This is a genomic window from Siccibacter turicensis LMG 23730, assembly GCF_000463155.2.
GTDB lineage: Bacteria > Pseudomonadota > Gammaproteobacteria > Enterobacterales > Enterobacteriaceae > Siccibacter > Siccibacter turicensis.
Window position 1 is genome coordinate 1 of the sequence record NZ_AWFZ01000001.1, and the last position, 17581, is coordinate 17581.

General features: G+C 55.6%; 15 protein-coding genes. 10 read left to right on the top strand and 5 right to left on the bottom strand.

Annotated elements, in window-relative coordinates; all coding sequences use genetic code 11:
- From DW58_RS19720 to DW58_RS00045, 10 genes are all read left to right on the top strand, one after another.
- A partial coding sequence (locus tag DW58_RS19720) for an EF-Tu C-terminal domain-related protein (protein ID WP_173644473.1) occupies window positions 1-73 on the top strand: 73 nt, incomplete at its 5' end.
- 219 nt (window positions 74-292) lie between these two features.
- The gene (gene secE / locus DW58_RS00005; RefSeq protein ID WP_024548052.1) at window positions 293-676 is read left to right on the top strand and encodes a preprotein translocase subunit SecE; all 384 of its coding nucleotides are present in this window, start codon (window positions 293-295) and stop codon (window positions 674-676) included.
- A 1-nt stretch (window position 677) separates the two neighbouring features.
- Complete coding sequence (nusG, locus tag DW58_RS00010; RefSeq protein ID WP_024548053.1) at window positions 678-1223, top strand: transcription termination/antitermination protein NusG; 546 nt, start codon at window positions 678-680, stop codon at window positions 1221-1223.
- A gap of 154 nt (window positions 1224-1377) precedes the next feature.
- Window positions 1378-1806, top strand: coding sequence for a 50S ribosomal protein L11 (gene rplK, locus DW58_RS00015; RefSeq protein ID WP_024548054.1), 429 nt, complete (start codon window positions 1378-1380; stop codon window positions 1804-1806).
- Window positions 1807-1809: 3 nt separating this feature from the next.
- On the top strand, window positions 1810-2514 hold the full coding sequence (rplA, locus tag DW58_RS00020; protein ID WP_024548055.1) for a 50S ribosomal protein L1: 705 nt from the start codon (window positions 1810-1812) through the stop codon (window positions 2512-2514).
- A 274-nt stretch (window positions 2515-2788) separates the two neighbouring features.
- On the top strand, window positions 2789-3286 hold the full coding sequence (gene rplJ, locus DW58_RS00025) for a 50S ribosomal protein L10 (protein ID WP_024548056.1): 498 nt from the start codon (window positions 2789-2791) through the stop codon (window positions 3284-3286).
- Window positions 3287-3352: 66 nt separating this feature from the next.
- The gene (gene rplL, locus DW58_RS00030; RefSeq protein ID WP_012133812.1) at window positions 3353-3718 is read left to right on the top strand and encodes a 50S ribosomal protein L7/L12; all 366 of its coding nucleotides are present in this window, start codon (window positions 3353-3355) and stop codon (window positions 3716-3718) included.
- 319 nt (window positions 3719-4037) lie between these two features.
- Window positions 4038-8066 carry a DNA-directed RNA polymerase subunit beta gene (gene rpoB / locus DW58_RS00035; protein WP_024548057.1) on the top strand — a complete coding sequence of 1343 codons (4029 nt, stop codon included), beginning with the start codon at window positions 4038-4040 and terminating at the stop codon, window positions 8064-8066.
- Window positions 8067-8142: 76 nt separating this feature from the next.
- Entirely contained in the window at window positions 8143-12366 is a 4224-nt protein-coding gene (gene rpoC / locus DW58_RS00040) for a DNA-directed RNA polymerase subunit beta' (RefSeq protein WP_024548058.1), read from the top strand.
- 143 nt (window positions 12367-12509) lie between these two features.
- Window positions 12510-13574 carry an alpha/beta hydrolase family protein gene (locus DW58_RS00045; protein ID WP_024548059.1) on the top strand — a complete coding sequence of 355 codons (1065 nt, stop codon included), beginning with the start codon at window positions 12510-12512 and terminating at the stop codon, window positions 13572-13574.
- Here DW58_RS00045 and DW58_RS19735 read toward each other — a convergent pair.
- The 5 genes from DW58_RS19735 to thiG all read right to left on the bottom strand — a co-directional run bounded on the left by DW58_RS19735 (window position 13501) and on the right by thiG (window position 17581).
- Window positions 13501-14610: a helix-turn-helix domain-containing protein gene (locus DW58_RS19735; protein WP_322785755.1), complete on the bottom strand. Its 1110-nt coding sequence runs from the start codon at window positions 14608-14610 to the stop codon at window positions 13501-13503. The genes DW58_RS00045 and DW58_RS19735 overlap by 74 nt on opposite strands.
- Window positions 14611-14701: 91 nt before the next feature.
- On the bottom strand, window positions 14702-15019 hold the full coding sequence (locus DW58_RS00050) for a PTS lactose/cellobiose transporter subunit IIA (RefSeq protein ID WP_024548060.1): 318 nt from the start codon (window positions 15017-15019) through the stop codon (window positions 14702-14704).
- Window positions 15020-15023: 4 nt separating this feature from the next.
- Window positions 15024-15329 carry a PTS sugar transporter subunit IIB gene (locus DW58_RS00055; protein ID WP_024548061.1) on the bottom strand — a complete coding sequence of 102 codons (306 nt, stop codon included), beginning with the start codon at window positions 15327-15329 and terminating at the stop codon, window positions 15024-15026.
- Window positions 15330-15680: 351 nt separating this feature from the next.
- Complete coding sequence (gene thiH, locus DW58_RS00060) at window positions 15681-16814, bottom strand: 2-iminoacetate synthase ThiH (RefSeq protein ID WP_024548062.1); 1134 nt, start codon at window positions 16812-16814, stop codon at window positions 15681-15683.
- Window positions 16811-17581 (bottom strand): thiazole synthase, encoded by a 771-nt coding sequence (gene thiG / locus DW58_RS00065; RefSeq protein WP_024548063.1) that lies wholly within the window; start codon window positions 17579-17581, stop codon window positions 16811-16813. Before thiG ends, thiH begins: the two co-directional genes overlap by 4 nt.

Below are 17581 nucleotides of genomic sequence, written 5' to 3' on the forward strand. Positions count from 1 at the left end.
CGGTCTGCGTTTCGCAATCCGTGAAGGCGGCCGTACCGTTGGCGCGGGCGTTGTTGCTAAAGTTATCAGCTAATCGCTGATAACATTTGACGCAATGCGCAATAAAAGGGCATCATTTGATGCCCTTTTTGCACGCTATCGAACCAGAACCTGGCTCATCAGTGATTTTTTTCTCATAATCATTGCTGAGACAGGCTCTGAAGACGGCGTGAGTGCCGGAGCAATTCGGTTTGGTTTGCCTCGCTTAAGCGGGGCAAAGATGTTTGTCTGATTTATTGTGACAGGTTGGTTTATGAGTGCGAATACCGAAGCTCAAGGGAGCGGGCGCGGCCTGGAAGCGGTGAAGTGGTTAGTTGTCGTGGCGCTGCTGGTTGTGGCGATTGTTGGCAATTTCCTTTATCGCGATGTGTCTCTGCCTCTGCGCGCCCTTGCAGTGGTAATCTTAATTGCTGCAGCGGGTGGTGTCGCGCTGTTGACGACCAAAGGTAAAGCGACTGTCGCTTTTGCCCGCGAAGCGAGAACCGAAGTCCGCAAGGTGATTTGGCCTACTCGCCAGGAAACATTGCACACCACGCTGATCGTGGCTGCAGTGACCGCTGTTATGTCACTTATCCTGTGGGGGCTGGATGGTATTCTGGTCCGCCTGGTATCCTTTATCACTGGCCTGAGGTTCTGAGATGTCTGAAGCTCCTAAAAAGCGCTGGTACGTCGTTCAGGCGTTTTCCGGTTTTGAAGGCCGTGTAGCAACATCGCTGCGCGAGCATATCAAATTACACAACATGGAAGAGCTGTTTGGTGAAGTCATGGTTCCGACTGAAGAAGTCGTTGAGATCCGTGGCGGCCAGCGTCGCAAAAGCGAACGCAAGTTCTTCCCTGGCTACGTACTGGTGCAGATGGTTATGAATGACGCCAGCTGGCACCTGGTGCGTAGCGTACCGCGCGTAATGGGGTTCATTGGTGGTACCTCCGATCGACCAGCGCCGATCAGCGATAAAGAAGTTGACGCGATCATGAACCGCCTGCAGCAGGTTGGTGACAAGCCGCGTCCGAAAACGCTGTTCGAACCGGGTGAAATGGTCCGCGTCAGCGACGGTCCGTTTGCTGACTTCAACGGCGTGGTTGAAGAAGTGGATTACGAAAAATCCCGTCTCAAAGTTTCCGTTTCTATCTTTGGTCGTGCGACCCCGGTAGAGCTGGACTTCGGGCAGGTTGAGAAGGCGTAATTCGCCGATCAAAAAAGCAGCGACGTTAACGTTGCACAAGGCGCGAGATTGGACTACAATTTCGCGCCTTTTGTTTTTATGGGCTTTGCGCCCGTAAAGCGTATTTATCACGGGGAGCCTCTTCGAGGCGTTATACCCAAACGAGGACATTGCAATGGCTAAGAAAGTACAAGCCTACGTTAAGCTGCAGGTTGCAGCTGGTATGGCAAACCCGAGCCCACCGGTTGGTCCGGCTCTGGGTCAGCAGGGTGTTAACATCATGGAATTCTGTAAAGCGTTCAACGCCAAAACTGATTCCATCGAAAAAGGTCTGCCGATTCCGGTTGTTATTACCGTTTACGCTGACCGTTCCTTCACTTTCGTTACCAAAACCCCGCCGGCAGCTGTGCTGCTGAAAAAAGCGGCTGGTATCAAATCTGGTTCCGGCAAGCCGAACAAAGATAAAGTGGGAACCGTGACCCGTGCTCAGGTGCAGGAAATTGCACAGACTAAAGCAGCGGACATGACTGGTGCAGACGTTGAAGCGATGACTCGCTCCATCGAAGGTACCGCTCGTTCCATGGGCCTGGTAGTGGAGGACTAAGAAATGGCTAAACTGACCAAGCGCATGCGTGTGATCCGTGACAAAGTTGATGCAACTAAACAGTACGACATCAACGAAGCTATCTCTCTGCTGAAAGAGCTGGCCACCGCTAAATTCGTAGAAAGCGTAGACGTTGCCGTTAACCTCGGTATCGACGCGCGTAAATCTGACCAGAACGTACGTGGTGCTACCGTACTGCCGCACGGTACTGGCCGTTCAGTTCGCGTAGCCGTATTTGCCCAGGGCCCGAACGCTGAAGCAGCTAAAGCTGCTGGCGCTGAGCTGGTAGGTATGGAAGATCTGGCTGACCAGATCAAGAAAGGCGAAATGAACTTCGACGTTGTTATTGCTTCCCCGGATGCAATGCGCGTTGTTGGCCAGCTGGGCCAGGTACTGGGTCCGCGTGGCCTGATGCCGAACCCGAAAGTGGGTACCGTGACTCCGAACGTTGCTGAAGCGGTTAAAAACGCTAAAGCCGGTCAGGTTCGCTACCGTAACGACAAAAACGGCATCATCCACACTACCATCGGTAAAGTGGACTTCGACGCTGACAAACTGAAAGAAAACCTGGAATCTCTGCTGGTTGCGCTGAAAAAAGCAAAACCGACTCAGGCGAAAGGCGTGTACATCAAGAAAGTTAGCATCTCCACCACCATGGGTGCTGGTGTTGCCGTCGATCAGGCTGGTCTGAACGCTTCTGCGAGCTAAGATTAGTCTTTACGCGGGCGGTGGATTTGTCTACAATCTTCGCCCACGAAAAGTTTTATCCGGTTGGAGCCTGGCCTTATCCAGGCCTCCGTCCAAGACCGCAGGTGTTTCGTAAGAGACTTAATTCCCTGCGTAGACGGTGACAGAACCTGAAGAATATTTTTAAGTACTCTTTGGCTTGTTTCTGCTCACCGTATTGTGACGCTCAATCGTTGTATTGAGTGAAGTGAGTTCCGGGACATTTTGTCCCGGCAAACATCCAGGAGCAAAGCTAATGGCTTTAAATCTTCAAGACAAACAAGCGATTGTTGCTGAAGTCAGCGAAGTAGCCAAAGGCGCGCTGTCTGCGGTTGTTGCGGATTCCCGTGGCGTTACCGTAGATAAAATGACTGAACTGCGTAAAGCAGGTCGTGAAGCTGGCGTTTACATGCGTGTTGTTCGTAACACCCTGCTGCGCCGCGTCGTTGAAGGTACTCAGTTCGAGTGCCTGAAAGACACGTTTGTTGGTCCGACCTTGATTGCATACTCTATGGAACACCCGGGCGCTGCTGCTCGTCTGTTCAAAGATTTCGCGAAAGCGAATGCAAAATTTGAGGTTAAAGCCGCTGCCTTTGAAGGTGAGTTAATCCCGGCATCACAAATCGATCGCCTGGCAACTCTGCCGACCTACGAAGAAGCAATTGCACGCCTGATGGCAACCATGAAAGAAGCCTCTGCTGGCAAACTGGTTCGTACTCTGGCTGCTGTACGCGATGCGAAAGAAGCTGCTTAATCGCAGTTATCTTTATAAAGCATTCGCTTACGTATAAACTTATTCTGATATTCAGGAACAATTTAAATGTCTATCACTAAAGATCAAATCATTGAAGCAGTATCCGCTATGTCCGTAATGGACGTTGTAGAACTGATCTCTGCAATGGAAGAAAAATTCGGTGTTTCTGCTGCTGCTGCTGTAGCTGTAGCTGCTGGCCCGGTTGAAGCTGCTGAAGAAAAAACTGAGTTCGACGTTATTCTGAAAGCTGCTGGCGCTAACAAAGTTGCCGTTATCAAAGCGGTACGTGGCGCAACTGGCCTGGGTCTGAAAGAAGCTAAAGACCTGGTAGAGTCTGCTCCGGCTGCTCTGAAAGAAGGCGTGAGCAAAGACGACGCTGAAGCACTGAAAAAATCTCTGGAAGAAGCTGGCGCTGAAGTTGAAGTTAAATAAGCCAACCCTTCCGGTTGCAGCTTGAGTAATCAGGCTGATGGCTGGTGACTTTTTAGTCACCAGCCTTTTTGCGCTGTAGGGCGCCGGTAGCGTTTCACACTGTTTGACTACTGGTCTCCTCTCAATGCTTGTTTCTATCGACGACTTAATATATTGCGACAGAGCGCCCGTTCTGTGTAAATCGCGACGAAATGGTTTAAGCGTGATAGCAACAGGTATTGCGGAAAATGTTCCATTTTCCGGTCAACAAAATGGTGTTGCATAAACTGTCCCTCCGATGGACAGACTGGGTCGACTTGTCAGCGAGCTGAGGAACCCTATGGTTTACTCCTATACCGAGAAAAAACGTATTCGTAAGGATTTTGGTAAACGTCCACAAGTTCTGGACATTCCATATCTCCTTTCTATCCAGCTTGACTCGTTTCAGAAATTTATCGAGCAAGATCCCGAAGGTCAGTACGGTCTGGAAGCGGCTTTCCGTTCCGTTTTCCCGATCCAAAGCTATAGCGGTAACTCCGAGCTGCAGTATGTCAGCTACCGCCTTGGCGAGCCGGTCTTTGATGTAACTGAGTGTCAGATCCGTGGCGTGACCTATTCGGCACCGCTGCGCGTAAAACTGCGCCTGGTGATCTACGAGCGCGAAGCGCCGGAAGGCACCGTTAAAGACATCAAAGAGCAAGAAGTTTACATGGGCGAAATTCCGCTCATGACCGATAACGGCACATTCGTTATCAACGGTACCGAGCGCGTAATCGTGTCTCAGCTGCACCGTAGCCCGGGCGTCTTCTTCGACAGCGACAAGGGTAAAACCCACTCTTCAGGGAAAGTGCTCTATAACGCACGTATCATCCCTTACCGTGGTTCCTGGCTGGATTTCGAGTTCGACCCGAAAGACAACCTGTTCGTGCGTATCGACCGTCGCCGCAAACTGCCTGCGACCATCATTCTGCGTGCGCTGAACTACACCACTGAGCAGATCCTCGATCTGTTCTTCGAAAAAGTTAATTTCGAAATCCGCGACAACAAGCTGCAGATGGAACTGGTGCCGGAACGCCTGCGTGGCGAAACCGCATCCTTTGATATCGAAGCTGACGGTAAAGTATATGTTGAGAAAGGCCGCCGCATCACCGCGCGCCACATTCGTCAGCTTGAAAAAGACGAAATCAAACATATCGAAGTGCCGGTTGAATACATCGCTGGCAAAGTTGCGGCTAAAGACTACGTTGACACCTCTACCGGCGAGCTTATCTGCCCGGCGAACATGGAGCTGTCCCTCGATCTGCTGGCCAAGCTGAGCCAGTCTGGTCACAAGCGTATCGAAACGCTGTTCACCAACGATCTGGATCACGGCCCGTACATTTCTGAAACCGTACGCGTCGACCCAACCAACGATCGTCTGAGCGCGCTGGTCGAAATCTACCGCATGATGCGTCCTGGCGAGCCGCCGACGCGTGAAGCGGCCGAAACGCTGTTTGAGAACCTGTTCTTCTCCGAAGACCGCTACGATCTGTCCGCGGTAGGCCGTATGAAGTTCAACCGTTCTCTGCTGCGTGATTCCATCGAAGGTTCCGGTATCCTGAGCAAAGAAGACATCATCGAAGTGATGAAGAAGCTCATCGGTATCCGTAACGGTATTGGCGAAGTGGATGATATCGACCACCTCGGCAACCGTCGTATCCGTTCCGTCGGTGAAATGGCAGAAAACCAGTTCCGTGTTGGCCTGGTACGTGTTGAGCGTGCGGTGAAAGAGCGTCTGTCTCTGGGCGACCTCGACACCCTGATGCCTCAGGACATGATCAACGCCAAGCCGATCTCCGCTGCGGTGAAAGAGTTCTTCGGTTCCAGCCAGCTGTCTCAGTTTATGGACCAGAACAACCCGCTGTCAGAGATTACGCATAAACGTCGTATCTCCGCACTCGGCCCGGGCGGTCTGACCCGTGAGCGTGCAGGCTTCGAAGTTCGAGACGTACACCCGACCCACTACGGTCGCGTATGTCCAATCGAAACCCCGGAAGGTCCGAACATCGGTCTTATCAACTCCCTGTCTGTTTACGCGCAGACCAACGAATACGGCTTCCTTGAGACTCCGTACCGTTTAGTGCGTGACGGCGTGGTTACTGACGAGATCCATTACCTGTCCGCTATTGAGGAAGGTAACTTCGTTATCGCTCAGGCGAACACCAACCTGACGGAAGAAGGTCGCTTTGCAGACGATCTGGTTACCTGCCGCAGCAAAGGCGAATCCAGCCTCTTCAGCGCAGACCAGGTTGACTACATGGACGTTTCGACCCAGCAGATCGTGTCTGTCGGTGCATCACTGATTCCGTTCCTGGAACACGATGACGCCAACCGCGCATTGATGGGTGCGAACATGCAACGTCAGGCGGTTCCGACCCTGCGCGCTGATAAGCCGCTGGTTGGTACCGGTATGGAACGTGCTGTTGCCGTTGACTCCGGCGTAACCGCCGTAGCAAAACGTGGCGGTACCGTTCAGTACGTGGATGCATCCCGTATCGTTATCAAAGTTAACGAAGACGAGATGTACCCGGGCGAAGCAGGTATCGACATTTACAACCTGACGAAGTACACCCGTTCTAACCAGAACACCTGCATCAACCAGATGCCGTGCGTGTCTCTGAATGAACCGGTTGAGCGCGGCGACGTGCTGGCAGACGGTCCGTCCACCGACCTCGGTGAACTGGCGCTCGGTCAGAACATGCGCGTAGCGTTCATGCCGTGGAACGGTTACAACTTCGAAGACTCCATCCTCGTTTCCGAGCGTGTGGTTCAGGAAGACCGCTTCACTACCATTCACATCCAGGAACTGGCGTGCGTGTCCCGTGACACCAAGCTGGGGCCAGAAGAGATCACCGCTGACATCCCGAACGTGGGTGAAGCTGCGCTCTCCAAGCTGGATGAGTCCGGTATTGTTTACATCGGTGCAGAAGTGACCGGTGGCGATATTCTGGTAGGTAAAGTGACGCCGAAAGGCGAAACCCAGCTGACCCCAGAAGAGAAGCTGCTGCGTGCCATCTTCGGTGAGAAAGCGTCTGACGTTAAAGACTCTTCTCTGCGTGTACCGAACGGTGTCTCCGGTACCGTGATCGACGTTCAGGTCTTCACCCGCGATGGCGTAGAAAAAGATAAGCGCGCGCTGGAAATTGAAGAGATGCAGCTGAAGCAGGCGAAAAAAGACCTGTCTGAAGAACTGCAGATCCTGGAAGCTGGCCTGTTTAGTCGTATTCACGCCGTACTGGTTTCCGGTGGCGTTGAAGCTGAGAAGCTCGACAAACTGCCGCGCGACCGCTGGCTGGAACTCGGCCTGACCGACGAAGACAAACAGAATCAGCTGGAACAGCTGGCTGAGCAGTACGACGAACTGAAGCACGAGTTTGAGAAAAAACTCGAAGCGAAACGCCGCAAAATCACTCAGGGCGACGATCTGGCACCAGGCGTGCTGAAAATCGTCAAAGTGTATCTGGCCGTTAAACGTCAGATTCAGCCTGGTGACAAAATGGCAGGTCGTCACGGTAACAAAGGTGTTATCTCTAAGATCAACCCGATCGAAGACATGCCTTACGATGAAAACGGTACGCCGGTAGACATCGTACTGAACCCGCTGGGCGTACCATCGCGTATGAACATCGGTCAGATTCTGGAAACCCACCTGGGTATGGCGGCAAAAGGTATTGGCGACAAGATTAACGCCATGCTGAAGCGCCAGGAAGAAGTCGCGAAGCTGCGTGAATTCATCCAGAAAGCGTATGACCTTGGTGCCGATGTACGTCAGAAAGTAGACCTGAACACCTTCAGCGATGAAGAAGTCCTGCGTCTTGCTGAAAACCTGAAAAAAGGTATGCCGATCGCCACTCCGGTGTTCGACGGTGCGAAAGAGTCTGAAATCAAAGAGCTGCTGCAGCTGGGCGACCTGCCGACTTCCGGTCAGATCACCCTGTTCGACGGCCGCACCGGTGAGCAGTTCGAGCGTCCGGTAACCGTAGGTTACATGTACATGCTCAAACTGAACCACCTGGTTGATGACAAGATGCACGCGCGTTCTACCGGTTCTTACAGCCTCGTTACTCAGCAGCCGCTGGGTGGTAAGGCGCAGTTCGGTGGTCAGCGCTTCGGTGAGATGGAAGTGTGGGCGCTTGAAGCATACGGCGCAGCATACACCCTTCAGGAAATGCTTACCGTTAAGTCTGATGACGTCAACGGTCGTACCAAGATGTATAAAAACATCGTGGACGGCAACCATCAGATGGAACCAGGTATGCCAGAGTCCTTCAACGTATTGTTGAAAGAGATTCGTTCGCTGGGTATCAACATCGAGCTGGAAGACGAGTAACTCTCGCTCAAACAGGTCACTGGCGCCGGGGTAACACCCGGCACCAGATTGTGCTAACTCCGACGGGAGCAAATCCGTGAAAGACTTATTAAAGTTTCTGAAAGCGCAAACTAAAACCGAAGAGTTTGATGCGATCAAAATTGCTCTGGCCTCGCCAGACATGATCCGTTCATGGTCTTTTGGTGAAGTTAAGAAGCCGGAAACCATCAACTACCGTACGTTCAAACCTGAGCGTGACGGTCTGTTCTGCGCCCGTATTTTTGGGCCGGTAAAAGACTACGAGTGCCTGTGCGGTAAGTACAAGCGCCTGAAACACCGTGGTGTTATCTGTGAGAAGTGCGGCGTTGAAGTGACCCAGACCAAAGTGCGTCGTGAGCGCATGGGCCACATCGAACTGGCATCTCCGACTGCCCACATCTGGTTCCTGAAATCACTGCCGTCCCGTATCGGTCTGCTGCTCGATATGCCGCTGCGCGATATCGAACGCGTACTGTACTTCGAATCTTATGTGGTTATCGAAGGTGGCATGACCAACCTCGAGCGTAGCCAGATCCTGACCGAAGAGCAGTACCTTGACGCGCTGGAAGAGTTCGGTGACGAATTCGACGCGAAGATGGGTGCGGAAGCTATTCAGGCGCTGCTGAAGAGCATGGACCTGGAGCAAGAGTGCGAGCAGCTGCGTGAAGAGCTGAACGAAACTAACTCCGAAACCAAGCGTAAGAAGCTGACCAAGCGTATCAAGCTGCTGGAAGCGTTCGTGCAGTCTGGCAACAAGCCGGAGTGGATGATCCTGACCGTTCTGCCGGTTCTGCCGCCAGATCTGCGTCCGCTGGTACCGCTGGATGGCGGTCGTTTCGCAACGTCGGATCTGAACGATCTGTATCGTCGCGTTATCAACCGTAACAACCGTCTGAAACGCCTGCTGGATCTCGCTGCGCCGGACATCATCGTACGCAACGAAAAACGTATGCTGCAGGAAGCGGTAGATGCCCTGCTGGATAACGGTCGTCGCGGTCGTGCGATCACCGGTTCGAACAAGCGTCCGCTGAAATCCCTTGCCGATATGATCAAAGGTAAGCAGGGTCGTTTCCGTCAGAACCTGCTCGGTAAGCGTGTTGACTACTCCGGTCGTTCTGTAATCACCGTAGGTCCATACCTGCGTCTGCATCAGTGCGGTCTGCCGAAGAAAATGGCGCTGGAGCTGTTCAAACCGTTCATCTACGGCAAGCTGGAACTGCGTGGTCTCGCTACCACCATTAAAGCAGCCAAGAAAATGGTTGAGCGTGAAGAAGCTGTCGTGTGGGATATCCTGGACGAAGTTATCCGCGAACACCCGGTACTGCTGAACCGTGCACCGACGCTGCACCGTCTGGGTATTCAGGCATTTGAGCCAGTACTGATCGAAGGTAAAGCTATCCAGCTGCACCCGCTGGTTTGTGCGGCATACAACGCCGACTTCGATGGTGACCAGATGGCTGTTCACGTACCGCTGACGCTGGAAGCCCAGCTCGAAGCGCGTGCGCTGATGATGTCTACCAACAACATCCTGTCTCCGGCGAACGGCGAACCTATCATCGTTCCGTCTCAGGACGTTGTACTGGGTCTGTACTACATGACCCGTGACTGTGTTAACGCCAAAGGCGAAGGCATGGTGCTGACTGGCCCGAAAGAAGCTGAGCGTATTTACCGCGCTGGCCTGGCCTCTCTGCATGCGCGCGTTAAAGTGCGTATCACCGAATATGAAAAAGATGCGCAGGGCGAATTCGTTGCGAAAACCAGCCTGATCGACACTACCGTAGGTCGTGCGATTCTGTGGATGATCGTGCCGAAAGGTCTGCCTTTCTCCATCGTCAACCAGGCGCTGGGCAAGAAAGCGATCTCCAAAATGCTGAACACCTGTTACCGCATTCTGGGCCTGAAGCCGACCGTTATCTTTGCTGACCAGACCATGTACACCGGTTTTGCCTATGCAGCGCGCTCTGGTGCGTCCGTAGGTATCGACGACATGGTTATCCCGGAGAAGAAACACGAGATCATCTCCGAAGCGGAAGCCGAAGTTGCTGAGATCCAGGAGCAGTTCCAGTCTGGTCTGGTAACCGCGGGCGAACGCTACAACAAAGTTATCGATATCTGGGCTGCGGCGAACGACCGTGTATCCAAAGCGATGATGGACAACCTGCAGACCGAGACCGTTATCAACCGTGATGGCGTTGAAGAGCAGCAGGTTTCCTTCAACAGCATTTACATGATGGCCGACTCCGGTGCGCGTGGTTCTGCTGCACAGATTCGTCAGCTGGCAGGTATGCGTGGTCTGATGGCGAAGCCGGATGGCTCCATCATCGAAACGCCGATCACCGCGAACTTCCGTGAAGGTCTGAACGTACTCCAGTACTTCATCTCCACGCACGGTGCGCGTAAAGGTCTGGCGGATACCGCACTGAAAACCGCGAACTCCGGTTATCTGACGCGTCGTCTGGTAGACGTTGCGCAGGATCTGGTTGTGACCGAAGACGATTGTGGCACGCTGGAAGGCATCACCATGACCCCGGTTATCGAGGGTGGTGACGTTAAAGAGCCGCTGCGCGATCGCGTTCTGGGTCGTGTGACTGCGGAAGACGTGCTGAAGCCGGGTACGGCAGACATTCTGGTTCCGCGTAATACCCTGCTGCACGAGCAGTGGTGTGACATCCTGGAAGAGAACTCTGTCGACAGCGTGAAAGTACGTTCCGTCGTATCCTGTGACACCGACTTTGGTGTATGTGCGCACTGCTATGGTCGTGACCTGGCGCGTGGCCACATCATCAACAAAGGTGAAGCAATCGGCGTTATCGCGGCACAGTCCATCGGTGAGCCGGGTACCCAGCTGACGATGCGTACCTTCCACATCGGTGGTGCGGCATCGCGTGCAGCTGCTGAATCCAGCATCCAGGTGAAAAACAAAGGTAGCATCCGTCTGAGCAACGCGAAGTCGGTGGTTAACTCCAGCGGCAAACTGGTTGTTACTTCACGTAACACCGAGCTGAAGCTGATCGACGAATTCGGCCGTACGAAAGAGAGCTACAAGGTGCCTTACGGTGCCGTGATGGCGAAGGGTGATGGCGAGCAGGTTGCCGGCGGTGAAACCGTTGCAAACTGGGATCCGCACACCATGCCGGTTATCACCGAAGTGAACGGTTACATCCGCTTCACCGACATGATTGACGGCCAGACCATTACTCGTCAGACCGACGAGCTGACCGGTCTGTCATCGCTGGTGGTTCTGGACTCTGCGGAGCGTACCGCAGGCGGTAAAGATCTGCGTCCGGCACTGAAAATTGTTGATGCCAATGGCGACGACGTTCTGATCCCGGGCACCGACATGCCGGCTCAGTACTTCCTGCCGGGCAAAGCGATTGTTCAGCTGGAAGATGGCGTTCAGATCAGCTCCGGTGACACCCTGGCGCGTATTCCTCAGGAATCCGGCGGTACCAAGGATATTACCGGTGGTCTGCCGCGCGTTGCGGATCTGTTCGAAGCACGTCGTCCAAAAGAGCCTGCGATCCTTGCTGAAATCAGCGGTATCATCTCCTTCGGTAAAGAAACCAAAGGCAAGCGTCGTCTGGTGATTACACCGGTTGACGGTAGCGACCCGTACGAAGAGATGATTCCGAAATGGCGTCAGCTCAACGTGTTCGAAGGTGAACGCGTAGAACGTGGTGACGTGGTTTCTGACGGTCCGGAAGCGCCGCACGACATTCTGCGTCTGCGTGGCGTGCATGCGGTAACCCGTTACATCACTAACGAAGTGCAGGACGTATACCGTCTGCAGGGCGTTAAGATTAACGATAAGCACATCGAAGTTATCGTGCGTCAGATGCTGCGTAAAGCAACCATCATGAACGCCGGCAGCTCCGAGTTCCTCGAAGGTGAGCAGGCTGAATACTCTCGCATCAAGATCGCGAACCGCGAACTGGAAGCGAACGGCAAGATCAGCGTTTCTTATGCGCGCGATCTGCTGGGTATCACCAAAGCCTCTCTGGCAACCGAGTCCTTCATCTCCGCGGCATCGTTCCAGGAGACCACTCGTGTGCTTACCGAAGCAGCCGTTGCGGGTAAACGTGACGAACTGCGCGGCCTGAAAGAGAACGTTATCGTGGGTCGTCTGATCCCGGCAGGTACTGGCTATGCCTACCACCAGGATCGTATGCGTCGTCGTGCTGCGGGTGAACTCCCGGCTGCACCGCAGGTGAGTGCGGAAGAAGCTTCCGCGAGCCTGGCAGAACTGCTGAACGCAGGTCTGGGCGGAAACGACAACGACTAACCGTGCTGCACCCTGATAAAAACCCGCTTCGGCGGGTTTTTTTTCGCCCTGAATTCATCAAAAACGACCTCGATCGCGTTTCAGGACGCCGCTGGCTCGCGCCTGCTGATAAAAGAACCCCACTTTCATCAGAGGGCATCATCATGTTTCGTTTCACCATGCTTATTCTCAGCACAGCACTCTTCAGCGCCGCCGTTACCGCCGATACCGGCTTTCTCACATTAACCCTCAGCGAACCGCAGACGCGTCCGCTGGAGGGGGTCGTCTGGTATCCCACAGAACAAACGGGCCCGTCGGAAGAGGTTGGCGGTAATAGCGCTTTTGTCGGAACCCCGGTACATCGTGATGCTGTGCCAGCTCCGGGTCGCCATCCGCTACTGCTGCTGTCGCACGGTTACGGCGGCAACTGGCGCAACCTTAACTGGCTGGCGCAGGCGATGGTCGAGCAGGGCTACATCGTGGCGGCGGTCGATCATCCCGGAACCACAACGCGTAACAAACAGCCCGCGCAGGCACAGGCGTTATGGTCGCGCCCGCAGGACATGGTGCGGATGCTTGATGCCCTTTTTGCTTCGCCGTCATTGGCAGGCAGGATCGATGAGACCCGTATTGCGGCGGCGGGGCACTCTTTGGGCGGTTGGACGGTGCTGGAGCTGGCGGGAGGGCAGTTTTCCACTGCGCGTTTTATTACGGATTGCGGGCAGCACCGAGCTCTGGGCGGGTGCAAACTCACGCATGCGCTGGGTATCGATCGCCCGGCGGCGGCAGAGAGGCTCGCAGCAAGCCAGCATGATGCACGTATCAAGGCGGTGGTATCGCTGGATCTCGGGCTGGCCCGCGGCTTTACCCCTGAGAGCCTGGCGCGGATTAACGTCCCGGTATTGATCCTGAGCGCAGGCGCAGACAGCGACGATATGCCCGCCGCGCTGGAATCAGGCTATCTGACTAGCAACCTTCCCGCCGGGTTGACCCGCTCTGTCAGCGTCACCGGCGCCACGCACTTCAGCTTTATGCAGCTGTGCAAACCTGGCGCAGCAGCGTTGATAGAAGCCGAAGCGCCGGGTGAGGGCGTGGTATGCCGCGACGGAGGGGATATCAGCCGGACGACGATCCATCAAAAGCTGGTGGCAGAGATTAGCGGGTTCCTGAATCGGGCGCTTCAGTATCAGGCGCCGCACGGCGATACTCCCCAGGGCTCATCCCGGTGATGCGCATAAATTCGCGGTTGAAATTCGATTTAGTATTGAACCCGGAATCGAGCATCACCGCCGTGACCGGAGAGGATGTCTGACGCAGTAACCGCTGCGCGTGCGCGATGCGAAAGCCGTTGATCCACTGGGAGACGTTACAACCGCGGGCAGCGTTGACCGCCCGGGAGATCTGGCGCGCGGGCGTAGCGGTTTTACGCGCCAGCGCAGTCAGAGTGAGATCCGGATTGAGATAAAGCGCCCTGTCGGCAATAAGCGCTTCAAGTTGCGTACAGCGCTGCACGTCTTCAGCGGTAATCTCAGGTAGCGTCGCCATGGACGGGGCGGCTTCAGGAATAGCATGTGGTGCGGCGTGTCGCTGCGGCAGTAAAATCCCGAGGCAAAGAAATGGCAACAACAGGGCCTGGGATATCACCACCAGCAACGCAGCATGCTCGCCGCGATACAGGCTGAAATCAACGGCGATAGCCATGTCAGTCAGCCCGGAGAAACACAGGAAGCCGCCCGCGATAAATGCCAGTCTGGATGTGACAGGCGCGTCGCTGAGGCGGCTTAAGACAAAACGATCTTCACCGCGTTGGGCGGTATGCAACAGGGCGCCGCCATAACCGAAGTAGAGCAGTATTAATACCGTGTCGGTAACGTCGGGAAACAGCAGGTGAAGGCTTAACGCTGCTGCCGGCGGCGCCAGGGTGATGAGGTGTCGCCAGCGACGTGGGGTGTCCGTCAAACTGGCGAAGCAGCGCCAGGTAAGAGGTGCCAGGCCAATAGCGGCCAGGTATTGCATCTGCTGCATGACCGGAACAGAGAAAGACCAGCGCAGCACCGACATCAGGACCACCACTGCACAACTGGCGAGAAACCAGAGCGCACCGGAATGGCGATTAACGCGGGAAAGGTAAACCTTCGCCAGCAGCAACAGCAAAATGGCGAGCGTGACAACCGGAACGGGAACAGAGGGCATGGGAAACCTGCTTGATGGGAGGATGCTACGGCGTAATGATGACGTTGTGCCATAAAACGCGGTGAAAAACACCCCCCGGATCGGTGAGTTGCCAATACCCTAGAATGCGAGATAAAAAAAAGCCCGGCGATGGCGGGCTCTTTTTCCGGCAAGTGCTATGTGACTATTTCACCAGCGGCAACCGACGGTACAGTTCAATCATGTCTCCGGCCAAATCCTGAATGACCATCGCGTTCATCAGATGGTCCTGAGAGTGGACGGTGATCAGGTTCACCGGCAGTTTACCGCTGCCTTCGTCCAGGCCGATAAGCTGGGTCTGGATTTTGTGGGCGTGCTTAACGAACTCGCGTGACTCTTCCATCGCCTGCTCGGCCCCGTCAAAATCGCCTTTGCGGGCAAGCTGAAGGGCGGTAAGGGCCTGGCTACGCGCTGAACCGGCGTTAACCAGCAGCTCCATGATAATTGACTCTAAATCTTCCATTGCCTCACTCCATCAGTTTCAGGGCTTTTTCCAGCACCACATCGCCTTTCATCATGCCGTAATCCATCATGTCGATAACGGCGACCTTTTTGCCCAGTGGGTCGGCAATGGCCTGGAACTTCGCCTGCTCATACTTCACCTGCGGTCCCAGCAGCACGATATCGGCGCTGTCGATGATGTCTTTGAACTCGGCGACGGGAACGGCCTTGATCGCGACCTCAACGCCTTTTTTTTGCGCCGCATCTTTCATGCGTTGAACCAGCATGCTGGTGGACATCCCAGCAGCACAGCATAAGACGATATTTTTCATAATCTGCTCTCTGATTCCGGTTGATACCGCTGATATTTAATGCCCGTGGCGGACCGCAACAACCGCTTTCAGCCTATTGTGTGTATGGCATCACAAAAGAAACCCCTTTCGACGGAAACCGGTTACATTTTTCACTGTATGGTCTACCTCCCTGTTTCCATTAGCGGTAATGCATGCCGGAAAGGTGCCTGAAAACGAAGGCGGGGCGGCAAATGGCAGGAAAGATACCGCCCCGGACAGCACCGTTGCGCTGACATCCCTGAGCTTATCCGGGCTGACAGCGCCTGCCGAGCCCGGGATTTGCGCTATGCGGCGCGCGCCGAGAGGTTTTTCATCGGTTGCAGCGACGCGTCATGAATGCTGCGAGCCTCTTCCCAGAAAGCTGTCCCAGTCTTTCCACACCGGCTGGAGGCCCGCTTTAACCAGCGCGGCGGCAACCTCTTCAGGACGACGGCCATCGTGAGTGGCGAACTGTTCCAGCTCGGGGTTACCGTCGGCGTAGCCGCCGGGTTGGGTGCGCGAGAACGCGCTGACGGTGTTGATCGCCAGCGGAATCACCCGGTCGCGAAACCACGGCGACTCGCGCGTCGAGAGGGAGAGCTCCACTTCCGGCATCAGCAGACGAAAGGCGCAGATGGTCTGCACCAGCTCACGTTCGTTCATCAGTGAGGCCGGTGTAATGCCACCCGCACAGGGACGTAGCCGCGGGAACGACACGGAATAGCGACTCTGCCAGTAATGCTGCTGCAGCCAGAGCAGATGCTCAGCCAGCAGGTAGCAATCCACGCGCCAGCTGTCCGACAGGCCAATCAGCGCGCCGAGACCGATTTTGTCGATGCCCGCTTGCCCCAGCCGGTCAGGCGTTTCCAGCCGCCAGAAGAAATCCTGCTTGTTGCCGCGCAGGTGATGCCGGGCGTAGCAGCCTTCGTGATAGGTTTCCTGATAGACCAGCACGCCGTCGAGGCCAAGGGTTTTCAGTTCAGCGTACTCATCCTGCGCCAGAGGCTGCACTTCCATTTGCAGGGAGGCGAAGCGCTGCCGGATAGTCGGCAGATGCCGGCGGAAATAGTCCATGCCTACTTTGGTCTGATGCTCACCGGTCACCAGCAGAAGATGGTCAAACCCCAGCGCCTGAAGCGCATCGCACTCCCGTGCAATCTCGCCTTCGTCCAGCGTCTTACGGCGCAGGCGATTGCTCATCGAAAACCCGCAGTAGGTACACTCGTTGGCGCAGAGATTGGACAGATAGAGCGGGACGTAGAAGCTCACGGTGTTGCCGAAGCGCTGGCGGGTGAGGCGCTGCGCCTGCTGCGCCAGCGGTTCCAGGTACGCCTGCGCGGCGGGGGAGAGCAGGGCCATCATATCTTCCCGGCTACGCCTGGGGGCATTCAGCGCCCGCTCCACGTCGGCGGGGGTTTTGCTGTTGATGCGCAGCCGGATATCGTCCCAGTCGAACTGCTGCCAGCGTGAGGTAAAGGTCTTCATCCGGCGGCTCCCAGAAAGTCGGTCAGCGGGCTGGAGGCGCAGGCGCGATCGTGCTGCGCACCGGGTCCCGCCTGCCTTGCCAGCGATCCCGCCTCCACCGCGAGGCGGAACGCCTGCGCCATCTGTACCGGATCGTGGGCGACGGCGATGGCCGTATTAACTAACACCGCGGCGGCGCCCATCTCCAGCGCCTCGGCGGCGTGGCTCGGGACGCCGATACCGGCATCCACTACCACCGGCACCCCGGCCTGCTCGATGATGATTTCCAGCAGGGCGCGGGTTTGCAGGCCCTGGTTAGAGCCAATGGGCGCACCCAGCGGCATGACCGCCGCACAGCCCGCCTCTTCAAGCCGCTTGCACAGCACCGGGTCGGCACCGCAGTAGGGCAGCACCACAAACCCCTGCGCCACCAGTTTCTCCGCGGCGCGCAGGGTTTCTATCGGGTCCGGAAGCAGGTAGCGGGCGTCAGGGTGGATTTCGAGCTTCACCCAGTGGGTGCCGAGCGCCTCCCGGGCCAGCTGGGCGGCAAACACCGCTTCATCGGCGGTTTTAGCGCCCGAGGTGTTAGGTAACAGCGTCACTCCGGCCTCCAGCAGCGGCGCGAGGATAGCGTCGCGGCGATCCCGAAGATCGACGCGTTTCATCGCCAGGGTGACCAACTCGCTGCCCGAGGCGCGGATCGCGTCCACCATTAACGAGGAGGAGGCGAACTTACCGGTGCCGGTGAACAGGCGGGAGGTAAAGGTTTTATCAGCAATGCGTAACAT

Bases quoted from the DNA above. Each gene is read 5' to 3' on its own strand.
- secE (WP_024548052.1), top strand. From the start codon at position 293: ATGAGTGCGAATACCGAAGCTCAAGGGAGCGGGCGCGGCCTGGAAGCG.
- nusG (WP_024548053.1), top strand. From the start codon at position 678: ATGTCTGAAGCTCCTAAAAAGCGCTGGTACGTCGTTCAGGCGTTTTCC.
- rplK (WP_024548054.1), top strand. From the start codon at position 1,378: ATGGCTAAGAAAGTACAAGCCTACGTTAAGCTGCAGGTTGCAGCTGGT.
- rplA (WP_024548055.1), top strand. From the start codon at position 1,810: ATGGCTAAACTGACCAAGCGCATGCGTGTGATCCGTGACAAAGTTGAT.
- rplJ (WP_024548056.1), top strand. From the start codon at position 2,789: ATGGCTTTAAATCTTCAAGACAAACAAGCGATTGTTGCTGAAGTCAGC.
- rplL (WP_012133812.1), top strand. From the start codon at position 3,353: ATGTCTATCACTAAAGATCAAATCATTGAAGCAGTATCCGCTATGTCC.
- rpoB (WP_024548057.1), top strand. From the start codon at position 4,038: ATGGTTTACTCCTATACCGAGAAAAAACGTATTCGTAAGGATTTTGGT.
- DW58_RS00045 (WP_024548059.1), top strand. From the start codon at position 12,510: ATGTTTCGTTTCACCATGCTTATTCTCAGCACAGCACTCTTCAGCGCC.
- DW58_RS00050 (WP_024548060.1), bottom strand. From the start codon at position 15,019: ATGGAAGATTTAGAGTCAATTATCATGGAGCTGCTGGTTAACGCCGGT.
- DW58_RS00055 (WP_024548061.1), bottom strand. From the start codon at position 15,329: ATGAAAAATATCGTCTTATGCTGTGCTGCTGGGATGTCCACCAGCATG.
- thiH (WP_024548062.1), bottom strand. From the start codon at position 16,814: ATGAAGACCTTTACCTCACGCTGGCAGCAGTTCGACTGGGACGATATC.
- thiG (WP_024548063.1), bottom strand. From the start codon at position 17,581: ATGTTACGCATTGCTGATAAAACCTTTACCTCCCGCCTGTTCACCGGC.